Source organism: Winogradskyella forsetii (assembly GCF_013394595.1).
Lineage (GTDB): Bacteria > Bacteroidota > Bacteroidia > Flavobacteriales > Flavobacteriaceae > Winogradskyella > Winogradskyella forsetii.
In genome coordinates, this window is record NZ_CP053348.1 from 620,963 (window position 1) to 638,219 (window position 17,257).

The window sequence follows — 17,257 nt, forward strand, 5'->3', positions numbered from 1 at the left end:
TATACTTTTGCAGAGTAATTAGTTAGTATTTAAATACATAAATTAGAAATTGTTAATGAGTAAAGTCGCATTTATTACAGGGGTTACAGGACAAGATGGTGCCTATTTAAGTGAATTTTTGTTGAAAAAAGGTTATGAGGTCCACGGTTTGAAACGCCGTTCATCATTATTTAATACGGATCGCATTGACCATTTATACCAAGATCCTCATGTAGATCATCAGAATTTTTATTTGCATTATGGTGACATGACGGACAGTACGAATCTTATCCGTTTAATAAAAGAAATTCAACCCGACGAGATTTATAATTTGGCGGCTATGAGTCATGTGGCGGTGTCTTTTGAAATTCCTGAATATACTGGGAATGCAGATGGTTTAGGGACTTTACGCATTTTAGATGCTGTACGTCTATTAGGTTTAGAGAAAAAAACACGTATATATCAAGCTTCCACTTCAGAGTTGTATGGAAAAGTGCAAGAAGTACCACAATCGGAGACTACACCATTTTATCCAAGATCACCTTATGCTGTGGCCAAAATGTATGCTTATTGGATTACTGTAAATTATCGTGAGGCTTATAATATGTATGCTTGTAATGGTATTTTGTTTAATCATGAATCACCAATTAGAGGGGAAACTTTTGTAACACGAAAAATTACTAGGGCAGTTTCCCGGATAGCACTAGGGATGCAAGATAAATTTTATCTCGGAAATTTAGATGCACAACGCGATTGGGGACATGCCAAGGATTATGTGAGAATGATGTGGATGATTCTTCAAGCGGACGAGGCAGAAGATTGGGTCATTGCTACTGGGAAAACCACAAGAATCCGTGACTTTGTTAAAATGAGTTTTGCTGAAGTTGGGATTGAGTTAGAGTTTAAAGGAAAAGGCGAAGATGAAAAAGCATATATCATCAAGTGCAAAAATCCTAATTACCAATTAGAAATAGGAAAAGAGATACTCGCTGTTGATGCACGTTATTTTAGGCCTACAGAAGTAGAGTTACTTATTGGCGATGCCTCAAAAGCTAAGGACAAATTAGGATGGGAATGCAAATATGATCTTAATGACCTTGTTAAGGATATGATGCAAAGTGATATAAAATTGATGAAAGAACAACAGTACCTTGAAGATGGAGGTTATAAAACGATGAATTATTTTGAGTAAATTAACTAAAGATTCAAAACTATATATCGCAGGTCATCGCGGAATGGTAGGTTCTGCGGTTTGGAGAGCTTTAGAGACAACAGGTTACACTAATCTCATTGGTAAAACCAGCTCAGAGCTCGATTTGCGAAACCAACAAGCTGTAATTGATTTTATAAATACAGAAAAGCTTGATATTATTATCGATGCGGCTGCTCGAGTAGGAGGGATCTTAGCCAACAACGAGAATCCATATCCATTTTTAATGGAAAATTTGCAAATTCAGAATAATCTCATTGATGCTGCACATAAAGCTGAGATTTCTAAATTTATTTTTTTAGGAAGTTCTTGTATTTACCCAAAATTTGCACCTCAACCCTTAAAAGAAGAATACTTACTTACCGATAGCTTGGAGCCAACTAATGAATGGTATGCCATTGCTAAAATAGCTGGTGTAAAAGCGTGCGAAGCCATTAGAAAGCAATACGGTAAAGATTTTGTGAGCTTAATGCCGACCAATTTATATGGTCCTAATGATAATTTTGACTTAAAAAGTTCGCATGTATTGCCTGCTATGATACGAAAGTTTCACGAGGCTAAAACTACTAATGCTACAGTAGAGTTATGGGGAAGTGGAACACCAATGCGTGAGTTTTTACATGTTGATGACTTAGCGCAGGCCGTTTTATTTGCCGTTGAGCATAAATTACCAGAACATTTATATAATGTTGGTACAGGTACAGATGTGACTATAAAAGAACTAGCCGAAACGATTCAAAATGTTGTAGGTCATAATGGGAAAATTGAATGGGACAGTTCAAAACCAGATGGAACACCTAGAAAGTTGATGGATAGTTCAAAGCTAAGAGCTTTGGGTTGGGCTTCAGAATATACTTTAGAAAAAGGAATAATAGATACTTACAATTGGTTTACCTCGCACCAAAAAGACTATAAAAAAGTAAAAATTTAAGTTAGTGCCTTCAATTTAAATTTAGGAAAATAATAAAGTTTTTATGATTCGATTATTGATTATTGTGGGTACAAGACCGAATTATATTAAGGTTACACAATTTAAAAAAGTAGCTGATCAAAAATTTAAAAATAAATTCGACATAAAAATCGTCCACACAGGCCAACACTTTGACAAAGCCATGGCTGATGATTTTTTTAAACAATTAGACATCTATCCCGACTTTGCTTTGAACATTCCCCAAAGCACTGCAAATAATCAAATCGGTGAAATTATAATTAGGTTGGAAGGCATTGTAAATCAGTTTCTTCCAGATATGATCATTGTGTCAGGCGATGTCAACTCTACTTTAGCTGCTGCTATTACCGCAAATAAAATGAATATTCCACTGGCGCATTTAGAAAGTGGTTTACGGAGTTTTGACCGAAGTATGCCAGAAGAAATCAATCGACTTTTGGTCGATGAAATAACAGATCACTTCTTTGTAACGGAACAAAGTGGCATAGATAATCTACTCAAAGAAGGAAAACCAAAAGAGCGGATCCATTTTGTTGGGAACACCATGATTGATACACTCGTCGCTTTTGAAGAAGATATAGAATCCCAGTCCATTTTAGAAACGTTTCAACTGAACAAGGATGATTTTATTTTAATGACTATTCATCGTCCGGCTACAGTAGATCACAAAAATGGTCTAGAAAAGTTATTGAATTTGATGGATAAACTGTCTAAAAATCATCAAGTGGTCTTTCCAATGCACCCGCGAACGTTGAACAATCTATCGAAGTATGGTTTAAAATCGGACTTCGAAAAATTAAAAGGTGTTATAATTACAGGCCCATTGGATTATTTTAGTTTTCAAAACCTTATCCATAATTGCAGAATGGTATTAACAGACAGTGGTGGCATTCAAGAGGAAACAACCTACAAATTAAAACCTTGCTTAACGCTGAGACCAAATACCGAAAGGCCTAGTACTATAACCCAAGGAACAAATGTTTTGTTGGATTTTGATGTTGATAAAATTTTAAGCCATATCGAAACTGTTGAAGCTGGAATGGAAAATCATAGTAATGTGCCAAAATTTTGGGATGGTAAAGCCACAGAACGTATTTTAGCAATTATTGAAACATTGCCTTTAAAATAAAAGGTATTCGAAGTACATTTACATTTTTATATAATTGATTTATTATCAGATGAAAAGTTATGGACATAAATTTGTTAAGATGTTATTTCTTGATGAAGTTGAATTGAAAGTTTTTTATCACGGAAACTATTATTAGGTAGAAAATAATTAAAAAATATTACTGCAATGAAGAATATATTAATAACTGGAGGAGCAGGCTTTATAGGATGTCATGTGGTTAAGTTGTTTGTAGAAAAGTATCCAAACTATCATATAATTAACTTAGATCTGCTTACATATGCAGGAAATCTTGAGAATTTAAGCGCCATAGAGCACTCAGAGAATTATTCGTTTATAAAAGGAGATATTTGTGATCGTAGTCTAATCAAGGAAATTTTTAAAAAGTATGCTATAGAGGCTGTTATTCATTTAGCAGCAGAATCTCATGTAGATCGATCCATTACCAACCCTTTTGAGTTTGCCAACACCAACATAATGGGAACATTAAACTTGTTAAATCAGGCCAAAGAAAGTTGGAAAAATAATTTTGAAGATAAATTATTCTATCATATTTCTACGGATGAGGTTTTTGGCTCTTTGGGAGACGAAGGTTTCTTTTTAGAGGATACGCCTTACGATCCTAAATCGCCTTATTCGGCCTCAAAAGCCAGCTCAGATCATTTTGTGCGCGCTTATCAAAACACTTATGGATTGCCTGCCATAATAACCAACTGCTCCAACAATTATGGCCCAAATCAATTTCCTGAAAAATTAATTCCATTATTTATAAATAATATAAAAAATAACAAACCACTTCCTGTTTATGGGGAAGGTTTAAATATAAGGGATTGGTTATTTGTAGAAGACCACGCGCGTGCCATTGATGTCGTTTTTCATAAGGGAACTATTGGCGATACTTACAATATTGGCGGCTTTAACGAGTGGAAAAACATTGACCTCATAAAGGTTATCTGTAAAGTTATGGACAAGCAATTGGGAAGAGAAGAAGGCAGTTCCGAAAAATTGATCACCTATGTTACAGATAGGGCCGGACATGACATGCGATACGCCATCGATTCAACCAAATTAAAAGACAATTTGGGTTGGGAGCCTTCCTTGCAGTTTGAAGAAGGCATAGAAAAAACGATTAGTTGGTATCTTGATAATGAAGCGTGGTTACATAACATCGTTACTGGCGACTATAAAGACTATTACGAAAAACAATATGTGTCGCATTAAACTATGAAAAGTTAGAGGTTAAGCGAAGTTTTATAAAAACATATTTTTAGAAATCTTAGAATAAAAAAGGAATGAAAGGTATTGTATTAGCGGGCGGATCGGGAACACGGTTACATCCATTAACCATAAGTGTGAGTAAACAGTTATTGCCAATTTATGATAAGCCCATGATTTATTACCCAATATCCGTCCTAATGCTGGCTGGTATTAGGGACATTTTAATTATTTCAACACCTGATGATCTTCCTAATTTTAAAAAATTATTGGGTACAGGCGAAAAATTTGGAGTCAATTTTGAGTATGCAGAACAGCCTTCACCAGACGGATTGGCACAAGCTTTTATTATAGGAGAAGAATTTATTGGAAATGATGCGGTGTGCTTAGTGTTGGGCGATAACATCTTTTACGGAGCCGGATTACAAAACATTTTAAAAGCATCCGTAAGAAGCGTTGAGGAACAAGGGAAAGCCATGGTATTTGGAAATTACGTGAGTGATCCAGAACGGTATGGAGTCGCTGAATTTGATGCAGAAAAAAACGTCATCAGTATTGAAGAAAAACCAAAACAACCAAAATCAAATTATGCGGTAGTCGGTTTATATTTTTATCCTAATTCGGTTATCGAAGTGGCTAAACAAGTAAAACCATCAAATCGAGGCGAGCTGGAAATTACTTCAGTAAACCAACACTATCTTGAAAAAGAGAATTTAAAACTTCAAATATTGAGCAGAGGTTTTGCATGGCTAGATACCGGAACGCACGAAGCATTGACTGAAGCCACTGAGTTTGTAAAAGCCGTTGAAAAGCGGACAGGTCTAAAAATTGCTTGTTTGGAGGAGATTGCAATGAACTATGCTTGGGTGAACAAAGAGAAAACCTTAAAAAATATTGAAAGTCTAAAGGGCGATTACTTTGATTATTTAAAAAAGATTATATCAAAGTAATTTTTTTAAAATATATAAATGTCAGATAATCTAAAAACCAAAACAACTTCTGCTTTTAGCTGGGCGTTGGGTGGGCAGCTATCAAATCAAATCATTGGTTTTGTTATCACATTAGTTTTGGCTAGACTCTTAACACCTGAAGAATTTGGGTTGGCGAGTTTGGTTATGGTGGTTAATTTGATAGGTCAAATATTTATAGACGCAGGTATATCCTCAGGACTGATACGAAACAAAACGGTGAATAATACCGAGTTGTCTAGTTTTTTTTGGCTAAATATTATAATAGGGGTGATTATGATGCTATTGGTTTTTATGATCAGTACATTTATAGCAAATCTCTATGAAAGTGAAAATTTAGCACCTTTATTGCAATTAAGTTCGCTGCAGTTTTTTTTAAGCTCTCTTGGTTTAATACCAATGGTGTTGCGAAAAAGGGATATTGACTTTAGATTTTTATCTCAGTTAGATGTTGGTGTCAACTTATCGTCAGGATTAATCACCATTCTTTTAGCTTTTTTGGGTTTTGGAGTATATAGTCTTATTTTTCGAAGTATCATAAGTGGTATCGTTAATGCAGGTTTTCTTTGGGGTAAAACGTCTTGGCGTCCAACTTGGGTGTTTTCCTATAAAAGTATCAAACCTACACTAAATTATAGTACTGGTATCTTAGGTTTATCAATAGTTAATACAATTTCCAGTAACTTAAGTACGATTTTAATAGGTAAGGTCTTTTCGGTTGCTACCATAGGTATTTACAATCGTGCGGCGAATACTAGAGGTTTAATATTGAAAAACTTCGGGCCTCTTTTTAATAAAGTGCTATTTCCTGTGTTGTCTAAAATACAGGACGACGAAGTTAGATTGCAATCGTATTACTTAAAGGCGATACAAATGGTCTCATTGCTTGCTGTCTTCTTTATGGCATTGCTCTATTTGTTTTCAGATACAATAATTTACTATTTATATGGTGAGCAATGGACCAATGCTGCTCCAATGCTCAAAATTTTGTCTGTTGCCGGCTTGGTCTTGCCCATTAGTAATATAAATTTAAATCTTTTTATGGTTAAAGGAAAGTCTAGATTTCTTATGTCATATGAGCTGGCAAAGCATATTCTGTCAGCTATTGTAATGGTTATTTCCATTAACTATGGCATGGAATATTTTCTATATAGCTTAGTGGCTATGGCATATTTGTTTTTTTTTATGAACATCACTTTAACTTATAAAAAATTTAAATTCTCTATACGAGCACAATTAATGGCTTTTACTTCTAAATTAATACCGGCATTGCTACTTGTTATTGCCATAGAATTGTTAATTTTACCAAAGGAAGTGTCCTTGACTTATATGTTAATTGTTTCTCCAATATTTACGATTATCTATTTTGTGAGTGCATTTTTAATTGACAAAGAGTTATATTTTCTAATAAGAGATTTAGTTAAACCTAAATTGAAACAAGTAGCAACTAAATTGTCAAATTATTTTTAATATTAATAGAAGAAATTTATTTTTATAAATACAGCACACCCAAAACCTTGAAATTTATTTTAATACTATTATGATAATTACAAAAGATTTTGTTTTTATACACATGCCTAAAACAGGTGGAACTTTTGTGCACGGTATATTTAAAAAAATTATTGCCAAATACAAGAAAAATAATGCGTTACATTGGTATGCCAACAGGCTTGCATTAAAAATGAATTTAGCTATACCCATATACCAGAAAATAGATACTATAAAATATTATGAGCATCCAAATAATCCTGTAGTAGGCCAACATGCGGGCGTTTCTTTTATACCTACTAAATATCGCATGCTCCCAGTAATTTCCGTAAAACGAGATCCAGTTAAGAAATTCATCTCAGCATATTATTACAGATGGTGGGAACGTTTCCCCACATTATCAATCACTGAATTAGAGCTGTTATTTCCGCACTATCCAGATATCACTATAGAGGAGTATTTTAAATTGGCCTATGATATAGAGATGAAAAAATTTTTCGAAAGTGATTTCAGAGAGGACATTGGAGTACTATCATGGCAATTTATAAGAATGTATTCAACAGATCCATTATATGTTTACAATAATATAACCCAACAGAATTATTCTGAATTTGTTAAAACCTATTTTGTTAATGTCCAGTTTTTTGAGATGAACACATTAAATTCAGATTTTGAAGCATATATTAAAACAACTTCTTTTTCTGAATATTCAGACTTTTTTGAAACCAGTGAGCGAATTTACCCGCCAGGTTCAAACATTAAAAAAAGATCAGAGAAAATTTCTAATGAATTATCTGAAACGTTGATGAGCAGAGAATGGCTCTTGTATAATTTTTTTCCAGAATATAAATTATGATACCTGTAACAGAACCCTTCTTACCACCAAAATTAGAGTTGTACGCCTTGTTAGATGAGGTCTATGATAGAAACTGGCTTACCAATAGTGGTCCATTAGTGAACTTGTTAGAATCTGAAATTCCAAAGTTTTTAAATTATAATGGTCATTTTAGTTATGTAAATAATGGCACCATAGCACTACAAATTGCTATTAAAGCTTTGGAACTTCAAGGAGAAATTATTACTACACCCTTTTCTTATGTCGCTACAACAAGCAGTATTGCCTGGCAAGGCTGTAAAGCAGTCTTTGTAGATATTGAAAAAGAATCTTGCAATATTGATCCTAAAAAGATTGAAGCCGCCATAACACCTCAAACCTCAGCTATTTTAGCGACCCATGTATATGGTAATCCTTGTGACGTAGAAGCCATTGCGGAAATTGCCAAAAAGCATAGTCTGAAGGTGATATATGATGCAGCACATTGTTTTGGAACGACCTATAAAGGAAAATCAATCTTTGAGTATGGTGATGTAAGTACCACGAGTTTTCATGCTACTAAATTATTCCATACTGTAGAAGGTGGCGCTTTATTTACCAATAATAAGGATTTAGCACATAAAATAAATTACATGCGTAATTTTGGTCATAATGGTCAAGAAGAGTTTTGGGGCATTGGTATAAATGGTAAAAATTCAGAGTTTCATGCCGCAATGGGAATAGCAAATCTTAAGCATATATCAAATATTCTAAAAAAACGCAAAGCGCAGTGGTTGTATTATAGGGATCAACTTGGAAGTCATCTCAACGTTTTAGAACTGATTGATGAGGCAGGTTTTAATTTCGCCTATTTTCCAATATTCTTTGCCACGGAAGAAGAATTATTAGCTAAGAAAAAAGTATTGGACGAGAATCATATTTACTGCAGACGTTATTTTTTTCCAAGTTTAAACACTTTAAATTATGCGATTAATACTGATTTATGCGAGATTGCAGAGCAAAGAGCAAAAACCGTATTAACCTTGCCACTTTACGATAAATTGAGCAGCGCAAATCAGCTCTTAATTGTTAAAAATCTTTTAAGTTGAAATCAAAAAACATTGTCATATTCTGTGCAGGTCCTCAAACGAGGGTAATTATTGATATTTTAATGGATCAACCTGAATATGAAATTATAGGTTTAATCGACTCTGTCATTGCTATTGGAGATGCTTTTTATGGCTATAAAGTGATTGGTAGACAGAATGATATTAAACGATTATCAGAAAAATATAATTTTGAAGCAGGTATAGTAGGTTTAGGAGATAACTACCTAAGAGAGAAAGTAGTTCTCGAAATTTTAGACCAAAAAAAGGATTTCCATTTTATAAATGCTATTTCTAAGTTTTCCTATATCAGTGCGACTTCGAAAATCGGCGTTGGCAATGTTATTATGCCAGGTGTGGTTGTAAATTCAGAAGCGTCAATGTCTAATCATTGCGTGATCAATACCAACAGTTCATTGGAGCATAACTGCATTATGGAAGACTTTTCATCTCTGTCGGCCGGTGTAACTACTGGAGGGTATTTTAATTTAGGTAAATATTCTGCAATTGCATTAGGAGTCACCATATTAGATAGAACTAGCATAGGTGAAAATGTTGTGGTTGGTAGTGGTTCTCTCGTCGTAAAAGATTTAGAAAGTCATGGGCTTTACTATGGAGTACCTGCTAAAAGAATTAGAGATAGAAAACCATTTGAAAGATTTTTAAAGTAATGGGTGTAAATGTTCAAAGTCCAATGGTTTCTGTATGTGTCATCACTTACAATCAGGAATCCTATATACAGCAATGTTTAGAAAGTATTCTAGGGCAAAAGACTGATTTTGATGTTGAAATTGTAATTGGGGAAGATTGTTCATCGGATAAAACTGCTACCAGAATTGAAAAATTAGCTGAGACAAATGAAAGTATAAATCTTTTAGTTAATAATACTAATCTTGGTGTCTTACCAAATTTTATTAGAACGTTAGGAGCCTGTAAAGGAAAATATATAGCGTTCTGCGAAGGGGATGATTACTGGATAGACGAAAACAAATTACAGAAGCAAGTAGATTTTTTGGATGAACATCCAAAATATGGAGGTGTTTCTACAAATAATCGCTGGTTTTTTGAAAATGAAAACACCTATAAAAACAGTATTTTGAATGAAGGTGAGATTTCTTTTGAAACCTTAAGTGAATCCAACCAAATAAACTCTCAAACCATTCTGTTTAAAAAAGAGCTAATCAAAGAACTTGATTGGATGAAAACGCTTAAAATAGGAGATTGGCCCTTACATTTATTGGTTACAAGTCAGCAACCTTATTATAGACTTCCAGAGATTACGACAGTTTATCGTGTACATTCAGGAGGTGTTCATTCTTTGTTAAAGGAAGAAATTAAATTGAGAAATAGATTAGAGGTTTTAATAGCGGTATTAGAACATGTTGAATTAACAAATGAACGTAAGGAACTGTTGAATGAGTCTATCAGAAATACTTTGAAAAAATTAATATCTCATCGACCAGGTGACATAAATTCAATACGACAAAAGTATTATGATTTCGGCGGTACGTTTCTAAATACTACACTACTTAAAAGTTATATCAAATGACATGTACCGATTTTTTTGTGGCCAGTTACATAAGACATATACCATACTGCTACTACAGCTACTAAGGATATAGCTAATTACATAGTATTAATACGGGTTTATAATTCTCTATTTATGACTATGGACAATTGTGACCGCAAGTGTTTATATGGTTAAATTATTTCTTATTATTCAGTCCGAGATTTATTTGCCTCGAAAAAATCCTAGCACATAAAATAAGTTATATTTGCAATTTTGGCCATAACGGTCAAGAAGATTTTTAGGAAAATGGTGTTATGGTAAAAATTCAGAATTTCATGTAGCTATGAGAATAGCCAGTCTTAAGCATACTATATCTTAACTATTCTCAAAAAAAAAATAATTCGAAATGGTGGACATAAAGAGAGGAACTGAAAAATGTGCGTAGTTTTTTGGAGCTTATTGATGACGCTGATTTGATATTACATATTTTATCGTTTTTTCTACAGAAAAAGTATTATTAACTAAGAAAAAATTATTTAATGAATATCATATTTATTGCAGAGGTTGTTTTAATTCAAGTTAGTTCGTATTGAATCCTACAACGGAAATTGAAGGTTTTGACAAGTTAGACCATAAGTCAGAAACGGTTTTTATGTTACAATGTTATGATAGTATAACGCCCAATCAACAAAACTAATAAAGGAAAAATTGTGACCCTATGACAATAGCGATAATGCAACCTTATTTTTTACCTTATATTGGCTATTTTCAATTAATTAAGGCATCCCATATATTTGTATTTTATGATGATGTAAATTTTATTAAAGGCGGATGGATCAATAGAAACTATTTTAATATTTCTGGTCAAAAAAATTATATTACCATACCTTGTAAGGAAATAAGTTCGTTTAAAAAAATAAATGAAGTTGAACTCATATTAAATGAAATTAATAGAACTAAAATATTAAAATCCATAAACCAATCCTATAAAGGGGCACCAAACTTTGAACCGGTTTTTGAATTGTTTAAAAGAATTATGGCATTCCAAAGTGATTCAATTTCAAGGTTTTCTGCAAATTCAATAAAAGAGGTATCTAATTATTTAGACTTGGATACAGTGTTTTATTTTTCGTCTGAATTGCCAAATATTGATACAAGTTTAGATAGAGCGGATCGCTTGATAAAAATGGTTAAACAGCTTAAAGGTGACACCTATGTTAACGTTATTGGAGGACAATCCCTGTACTTTAAAGAAGGTTTTGAAATCAATGGAGTTAAATTGGATTTTATAGAAACGAACACTGAAAAATTTCTAACTGAAGGATCGAAATCTATATTGGATTACTCCATCCTAGACTTATTGATGAATGAAAATATTGATACAGTTAAATCCTATTTAGATGATTTTATAATACATTAGAATTATGGATAAAATATTTGAATTAATAAAGGAGCATAATAGTACCTTATTGAATATAAATGAGGGAACTTTTGAAGCGTATATTGAAAAATTAAGAAAAAATGCTACTTTCGTTACCCATATCGAAGAAGGTGAAATTGTAGCGTTTTTAGCATTTTATACAAATAATGAGAACATAAATTTTTCATACGCAACAATGTTAATCGTAGAACCTCGCTATCGCAGGTATGGGTTAGCGACTCAGCTAATGAAATATTGGTTATGTTACGCAAAAAATAAAAATTATGAATCTGCCAGAGTAGAGGTTAATATGAAAAATTCCAACACTCTGAAAATGTGTGAAAAGATCGGTTTTAAAATAACAGAGGTTAAAGAAAAAACGTATATTTTAGAGCAATCATTATGAAAAGCCCTATGGTCTCAGTAATAACCTTAGCGTATAATCAAGAAAGAACTATTGTAAACACCATTGAGGGGATTAATGCCCAGAACGTAAATTTTGAAGTTGAACATCTTATATTAGACGATTGTTCTACAGATAATACGGAAGGGGTTGTAGATACGATAATGCATAAAGGTAAAACTAATATAAGGTATATTAGAAATGAGAAGAATCTTGGCCCTTCGGAGAATGCAGTTAAAGCACTCAATTTATGCAAAGGAAAATATATAGCTATATGCGAAGGAGATGATTACTGGATTGATGAACACAAACTTCAAAAACAAGTTGATTTTTTGGAACAACATCCGGAATATGGTGGCGTATCTACCAATAATCGCTGGTTTTATGAAAAAGAAAATAGGTATAAAGATAGTATTTTAGAGGAAGGTGTAGTTACTTTTGACACCTTGAGTAAATCGAACCAAATAAACTCTCAAACTATACTGTTTAAAAAGGAGCTTATTAAAAATCGCGATTGGATAAAAACACTTAAAATAGGGGATTGGGCTATACATTTATTAGTCACTAGTCAGCTACCTTATTATCGACTTCCAGATATTACAACGGTTTACCGCGTGCATACAGGAGGAATTCATTCTTTATTAAAAGAAGAACATAAATTAAGAAATAGATTGGACGTTTTAATGGCGGTATTAAAACATGTTGAATTAACCGAAGAACGTAAGGAAATGTTGAAAGTTTCTATAAAAAGTGCGCTGAAAAAGTTAATCGCTTATCATCCAACAGATACAAAAACCTTAAGAAAAAAGTACTTCGATTTTGGAGGTGCAATTTTCAATAAAACACTACTCAAAAGTTATATTAAATGATATATTCTGAAATTTTCGTAGGGCAAACAGCAGAAGTCAAACATCAAATTACAGCTAAGGATATAGATAAGTTTGCAGAGTTAACAGGTGATGATAATCGCCTCCATGTGGATGCCTCGTTTGCTGAAAAGACGGCTTTTAAAAAACAAGTGGCACATGGCATGTTAGGAGCTTCCTTCATTTCTACAGTTATTGGAACAAAGTTACCAGGAGATGGTGCCTTATGGTTTTCACAAAGTTTAGAATTTCTATTACCAGTACGTATTGGTGATACTATAACTGTAATAGCAGAAGTGCTTAAAAAGAATGATAGGGAAGAGAGCATAGAGTTATCTACCGTAATTTTTAATCAGAACAAGCAAAAAGTAACCACTGGTAACGCTAAGGTTAAAATTATACCTTTTGAAGAAACAGAGGAGCAAACTATAAATGAGTCGCATAACGAACCAAGGACAGCTTTGATTGTAGGGGCTTCGGGAGGTATAGGCTTAGAGGTTACTAAGCAGTTGTTAAAAGATGGATTTCATGTCATAGGTCATTATAATAGCAACAAATCAGGTTTAGTTGATTTAAGAAACACCCTTGATCAACCAGAGCGCCTAAGAATAATACAAAGCGATTTAACGTCCAACTCTGGTGTGGATCAGATTTTGGAGACTGTAAACCGCTATACAGATAGTTTAGATGCGTTGGTTTATACGTCTAGTCCGTCCATTCCAAATATAGATTTTCAGTTATTGGATTGGAGTGATTTTGCAGTTCAAATAAAATTACACGTAGAAATCCCGTTCTTATTAACTCAAAAGTTAGAGCGCCATCTCGCTAATCGACAAGCAGGAGTTGTTTTTATTACTACCCAATCCATAGAACAACCTTTTGCGAAATTAACCCATTACACTACGGCAAAAGGAGCTTTATTGGGCTTAGCCAAATCTTTAGCGACGGATTTAGCGGGTAAAAAAATTAGGGTAAATGCTGTTTCTCCGAGTATTGCAGATACTGATTTAAATGCAGATTTACCAAAAAAAATAAAATTATTAACGGCTGCAAAAACACCACTTAAACGTTTGGCAGATCCCAAGGATATTGCTCAGGCCATTGTGTTTTTAGCAGATTCTTCAAAAAGTGGTTTTATAACAGGAGAAACCATTCGTATTAATGGTGGGCAGGTGATGTGGTAAACACATCAAAAAAAACATCACACAAAATATGCTTACAATGAATAGTTATTTAGAACTTTTAAAAGCTAAGGCCAATTTAGAACCAACGGATTATCCGCATACAATTGAGCTCTTAATACTCAATAACATTACCACGAATCCTATAAAGCACTATCTCGAGTATAATTGCGCTATAAACCATATAAATGTCCAAGTCTCATTTGGTGATTACGATAATATTTCCCAAAATGCCCAAGACTTCGATTTAAATAATAAAGTGGTGCTCATTTTTTGGGAACTTGCAAACTGCTTACATGGCTTAGAATATAAAATTGATAGTTTTGATGCAGCGCATATCAATGCGTTAGAACAAAAAATTCAGGCCGAGTTGCAGCTCACATTTAGTGCATTGTCTAAAGCGTCTTTAGTCATTATGAATCGCTTTACGGCATTACCCTTTACTTATCTTCAAACCCAATCAGGAGAACTCGAAAAATTGGCCGCTCGTCTCAATCAGTTTTGCGAACAACAAGCTCCAAAAGCCGTAAAATGGGTGAATACGGATAAATGTTTAGTACAATCTGGTATTGAGAATACCATTGATTATAAAGGCTATCTAAAGAATAAATTATTGTATAAACATGGATTTTATATCAATTACATGCAGCTCGTTCAACCCTATTTTAATGCGGTGACTGGTCAAGTTAAAAAACTATTGGCTTTAGATTGTGACAATACGTTATGGAAAGGCATCTTGGGTGAGGATGGTTTTGATCATATTGCTATGGATGAAAACACTTATAAAGGTCAAGCTTTTGCAGCAGCGCAGTATAGAGCCATGGCATTGGGTAAAAAAGGGGTGCTGTTGGCATTGGCAAGTAAGAATAATGCCAAGGATGTTGATAACGTTTTAGAATCACATACAGAATTAAGCTTAAAGCCAAAGGCATTAGTGGCCAAAAAGGTGAATTGGGAACCTAAAGGCGAAAACCTTAAACAACTGGCAAATGAACTTAACATTGGCGTAGATTCATTTGTTTTTATAGATGATAGTGACTTTGAAGTGCAGTTAATGCGAGATCAAGTACCGTCTGTAGAAACAATTCAGGTGCCAAAAAACGCTGTACACTATTATAAAGAACAACAACAATGGGCAAATTATTTTGTTCAATTAAATGAAAGTCAGGAGGATGCCAAAAAGCTCGATCAGTATAAGCAAAATGTTGAACGCGCATCAGCTGAAGGAAAGTCACAGAGTTTTGAAGACTTTTTGAAATCTTTGGATTTGGAGTTGACCATTTACAAAAATGATAAGCAACTGATTCCTCGAATGGCTCAAATGACCCAAAAAACAAACCAGTTTAACTTAACAACACCACGATATACAGAAGCCCAAATAGAACAATTTGTAACTAGTGAAGCTTATGATTGTTTTGCATTTGGCGTCAAGGATAAATTTGGGGATAGTGGTGTAACCGGACTTTGCATCATAAATTATACGGATGAAAATACCGCCATTATCGATACGTTGTTAATGAGCTGCAGAATTTTAGGACGAACGGTGGAATATCGTTTTTTAGACGAAGTATTAGCGCAGGCATTTACAAAGGCAGCGCATCTCAATGCCACTTATAAAGTCACTAAGAAAAATGCCCAAGTTGCAGATTTTTATTCCAAGATAGGTTTTGAAATTGTTGAACAATCTGAAACAATGGTTTTATATTCAATGAAAAAGGCTACTTTTGCAGCCGCTAACGCGTATAATTATATAACATTACATTATGCCTGAAATTGAAGATAAAATAAAAGAAATTATGGCTTTGGTATTCGATGTGCCAAAGAAAGATATTACTGAAGATACAAGTCCTGATGATTTAGATAATTGGGACTCTATCGGTTCCATTAACCTTGTCACGGCTTTGGAGGATCAATTTGATATTGAATTTGAAGAAGAAGATATTATAGAAATGCTCAATTTTCAATTGATTAAAATAAAAATAGAGGAAAAAATTGAGGGGTAATTAGTCGTTAAAGTTAGAAGTTATTTTTATTAATAAACTTCTAGAAAATTCGAAGCTTATCGTCGGGATACTTTATGCGCTTAAAGATAAATGATAATAATTGATGACTATGACTGTTAGAGAAGCCACTCAATTAGATTTTGAAGCTATTTATAAACTTTTAGCTAGTCTCAATAGCACTACTTTAAGCAAATCAGATTGGAAAAAGATCACTGAAGTCAATTTTAATACCACTAATAATCATTATGGCTATGTATTAGAAATTAATGATAGTTTATTAGGATTTATAGGTACAATTTTCTCTGAACGGATTGTAAATGGAGAAACATTGAGGTTTTGTAATTTTCACAGTTGGATTGTCGATCCTGCCGCAAAAACCGGTGGTATGGCATTATTGCTAAAAGTGTTAAAACTTAAAGATCATGTCATTACAAATTTTACAGCTTCTGAAGGCCCTTATAAGATATTTCAAGGGTTGAAATTTAAAGAAGTGGCTTATAAAAATTATAAACTTTTTCCTTTACAAAATACTGAAGTATTATCTAAATTTAAGGTACTTCAGATCAATGACAATAATTCGGAAAAGTTACTCAGTCATAATGAAATAAAATTGTACAATGACCATAAAAACTTTAAAAACACGCAATTTTTATACCTTAAACATGGTGATTTAGGGTCTTTTGTAATTAGTAAAAAAAGAAGTTACATTCCTAAAGTGTTTAATAAAGCGCCTATTTTAAAGAAAGGTCTAAAAACGAGATTGTCATTAGCTGAAATTCATTATATAAGCCGTCCGGAGTTGTTTTTCTTAGGTTTCTCTAAAACAGGTATTGCACTTAAAATATGTAGGAAATTAGGATGGTCATTAGGTGTCATTGTTGCTGATAGATATATACCAGAGATAAACACTTTGAAGAAAAAATATTATCCTAGTAAAAGACCTTATGTTTATAGACATGCCGTTAATGATCATATCATAGACACATTATACTCAGAATTTTTTATCTTGAATTTTTAAT

17 protein-coding genes are annotated in these 17,257 nt (G+C 33.3%); all 17 read left to right on the forward strand.

Going from position 1 to position 17,257, the window contains the following annotated elements:
• Positions 1-55 precede the first annotated feature (55 nt).
• The 17 genes from gmd to HM987_RS02605 all read left to right on the forward strand — a co-directional run bounded on the left by gmd (position 56) and on the right by HM987_RS02605 (position 17,256).
• A complete protein-coding gene (gene gmd / locus HM987_RS02525; protein ID WP_178990281.1) occupies positions 56-1,171 on the forward strand; it encodes a GDP-mannose 4,6-dehydratase in 1,116 nt (371 codons plus the stop codon).
• The gene (locus HM987_RS02530; protein WP_179004921.1) at positions 1,164-2,120 is read left to right on the forward strand and encodes a GDP-L-fucose synthase family protein; all 957 of its coding nucleotides are present in this window, start codon (positions 1,164-1,166) and stop codon (positions 2,118-2,120) included. The genes gmd and HM987_RS02530 overlap by 8 nt, the downstream gene beginning before the upstream one ends.
• A 43-nt stretch (positions 2,121-2,163) precedes the next feature.
• Complete coding sequence (wecB, locus tag HM987_RS02535) at positions 2,164-3,267, forward strand: non-hydrolyzing UDP-N-acetylglucosamine 2-epimerase (RefSeq protein WP_179004922.1); 1,104 nt, start codon at positions 2,164-2,166, stop codon at positions 3,265-3,267.
• A 165-nt stretch (positions 3,268-3,432) separates the two neighbouring features.
• Entirely contained in the window at positions 3,433-4,485 is a 1,053-nt protein-coding gene (rfbB, locus tag HM987_RS02540) for a dTDP-glucose 4,6-dehydratase (protein ID WP_179004923.1), read from the forward strand.
• A gap of 71 nt (positions 4,486-4,556) precedes the next feature.
• Positions 4,557-5,429, forward strand: coding sequence for a glucose-1-phosphate thymidylyltransferase RfbA (gene rfbA / locus HM987_RS02545; RefSeq protein ID WP_179004924.1), 873 nt, complete (start codon positions 4,557-4,559; stop codon positions 5,427-5,429).
• 18 nt (positions 5,430-5,447) lie between these two features.
• Positions 5,448-6,917, forward strand: a complete 1,470-nt coding sequence (locus tag HM987_RS02550; RefSeq protein ID WP_179004925.1) for a lipopolysaccharide biosynthesis protein — start codon at positions 5,448-5,450, stop codon at positions 6,915-6,917.
• A gap of 70 nt (positions 6,918-6,987) precedes the next feature.
• The gene (locus tag HM987_RS02555; protein WP_179004926.1) at positions 6,988-7,791 is read left to right on the forward strand and encodes a hypothetical protein; all 804 of its coding nucleotides are present in this window, start codon (positions 6,988-6,990) and stop codon (positions 7,789-7,791) included.
• Positions 7,788-8,858, forward strand: a complete 1,071-nt coding sequence (locus tag HM987_RS02560) for a DegT/DnrJ/EryC1/StrS family aminotransferase (protein ID WP_179004928.1) — start codon at positions 7,788-7,790, stop codon at positions 8,856-8,858. The genes HM987_RS02555 and HM987_RS02560 overlap by 4 nt, the downstream gene beginning before the upstream one ends.
• A complete protein-coding gene (locus HM987_RS02565) occupies positions 8,855-9,526 on the forward strand; it encodes a NeuD/PglB/VioB family sugar acetyltransferase (RefSeq protein WP_179004940.1) in 672 nt (223 codons plus the stop codon). Before HM987_RS02560 ends, HM987_RS02565 begins: the two co-directional genes overlap by 4 nt.
• Positions 9,526-10,404 carry a glycosyltransferase family 2 protein gene (locus tag HM987_RS02570; RefSeq protein WP_179004942.1) on the forward strand — a complete coding sequence of 293 codons (879 nt, stop codon included), beginning with the start codon at positions 9,526-9,528 and terminating at the stop codon, positions 10,402-10,404. Before HM987_RS02565 ends, HM987_RS02570 begins: the two co-directional genes overlap by 1 nt.
• Before the next feature lie 679 nt (positions 10,405-11,083).
• On the forward strand, positions 11,084-11,785 hold the full coding sequence (locus HM987_RS02575) for a WbqC family protein (RefSeq protein WP_179004944.1): 702 nt from the start codon (positions 11,084-11,086) through the stop codon (positions 11,783-11,785).
• Positions 11,786-11,789: 4 nt separating this feature from the next.
• On the forward strand, positions 11,790-12,191 hold the full coding sequence (locus HM987_RS02580; RefSeq protein WP_179004946.1) for a GNAT family N-acetyltransferase: 402 nt from the start codon (positions 11,790-11,792) through the stop codon (positions 12,189-12,191).
• An 8-nt stretch (positions 12,192-12,199) separates the two neighbouring features.
• Positions 12,200-13,057: a glycosyltransferase family 2 protein gene (locus HM987_RS02585; protein WP_179004948.1), complete on the forward strand. Its 858-nt coding sequence runs from the start codon at positions 12,200-12,202 to the stop codon at positions 13,055-13,057.
• The gene (locus tag HM987_RS02590; RefSeq protein ID WP_179004950.1) at positions 13,054-14,238 is read left to right on the forward strand and encodes an SDR family oxidoreductase; all 1,185 of its coding nucleotides are present in this window, start codon (positions 13,054-13,056) and stop codon (positions 14,236-14,238) included. Before HM987_RS02585 ends, HM987_RS02590 begins: the two co-directional genes overlap by 4 nt.
• A 37-nt stretch (positions 14,239-14,275) precedes the next feature.
• Positions 14,276-16,006 carry an HAD-IIIC family phosphatase gene (locus HM987_RS02595; RefSeq protein WP_179004952.1) on the forward strand — a complete coding sequence of 577 codons (1,731 nt, stop codon included), beginning with the start codon at positions 14,276-14,278 and terminating at the stop codon, positions 16,004-16,006.
• Positions 15,999-16,238 (forward strand): acyl carrier protein, encoded by a 240-nt coding sequence (locus HM987_RS02600; protein WP_218645607.1) that lies wholly within the window; start codon positions 15,999-16,001, stop codon positions 16,236-16,238. The genes HM987_RS02595 and HM987_RS02600 overlap by 8 nt, the downstream gene beginning before the upstream one ends.
• A gap of 109 nt (positions 16,239-16,347) precedes the next feature.
• Positions 16,348-17,256, forward strand: coding sequence for a hypothetical protein (locus HM987_RS02605; protein WP_179004954.1), 909 nt, complete (start codon positions 16,348-16,350; stop codon positions 17,254-17,256).
• The last annotated feature ends 1 nt before the right edge of the window (position 17,257 follow it).

Excerpts from the sequence above, each read along its gene's own strand:
- HM987_RS02570 (WP_179004942.1), top strand. The coding sequence starts at position 9,526 with ATGGGTGTAAATGTTCAAAGTCCAATGGTTTCTGTATGTGTCATCACT.
- HM987_RS02595 (WP_179004952.1), top strand. The coding sequence starts at position 14,276 with ATGAATAGTTATTTAGAACTTTTAAAAGCTAAGGCCAATTTAGAACCA.
- HM987_RS02600 (WP_218645607.1), top strand. The coding sequence starts at position 15,999 with ATGCCTGAAATTGAAGATAAAATAAAAGAAATTATGGCTTTGGTATTC.
- rfbA (WP_179004924.1), top strand. The coding sequence starts at position 4,557 with ATGAAAGGTATTGTATTAGCGGGCGGATCGGGAACACGGTTACATCCA.
- HM987_RS02555 (WP_179004926.1), top strand. The coding sequence starts at position 6,988 with ATGATAATTACAAAAGATTTTGTTTTTATACACATGCCTAAAACAGGT.
- HM987_RS02590 (WP_179004950.1), top strand. The coding sequence starts at position 13,054 with ATGATATATTCTGAAATTTTCGTAGGGCAAACAGCAGAAGTCAAACAT.
- HM987_RS02585 (WP_179004948.1), top strand. The coding sequence starts at position 12,200 with ATGGTCTCAGTAATAACCTTAGCGTATAATCAAGAAAGAACTATTGTA.
- gmd (WP_178990281.1), top strand. The coding sequence starts at position 56 with ATGAGTAAAGTCGCATTTATTACAGGGGTTACAGGACAAGATGGTGCC.
- HM987_RS02575 (WP_179004944.1), top strand. The coding sequence starts at position 11,084 with ATGACAATAGCGATAATGCAACCTTATTTTTTACCTTATATTGGCTAT.
- wecB (WP_179004922.1), top strand. The coding sequence starts at position 2,164 with ATGATTCGATTATTGATTATTGTGGGTACAAGACCGAATTATATTAAG.
- HM987_RS02560 (WP_179004928.1), top strand. The coding sequence starts at position 7,788 with ATGATACCTGTAACAGAACCCTTCTTACCACCAAAATTAGAGTTGTAC.
- rfbB (WP_179004923.1), top strand. The coding sequence starts at position 3,433 with ATGAAGAATATATTAATAACTGGAGGAGCAGGCTTTATAGGATGTCAT.
- HM987_RS02605 (WP_179004954.1), top strand. The coding sequence starts at position 16,348 with ATGACTGTTAGAGAAGCCACTCAATTAGATTTTGAAGCTATTTATAAA.
- HM987_RS02550 (WP_179004925.1), top strand. The coding sequence starts at position 5,448 with ATGTCAGATAATCTAAAAACCAAAACAACTTCTGCTTTTAGCTGGGCG.
- HM987_RS02580 (WP_179004946.1), top strand. The coding sequence starts at position 11,790 with ATGGATAAAATATTTGAATTAATAAAGGAGCATAATAGTACCTTATTG.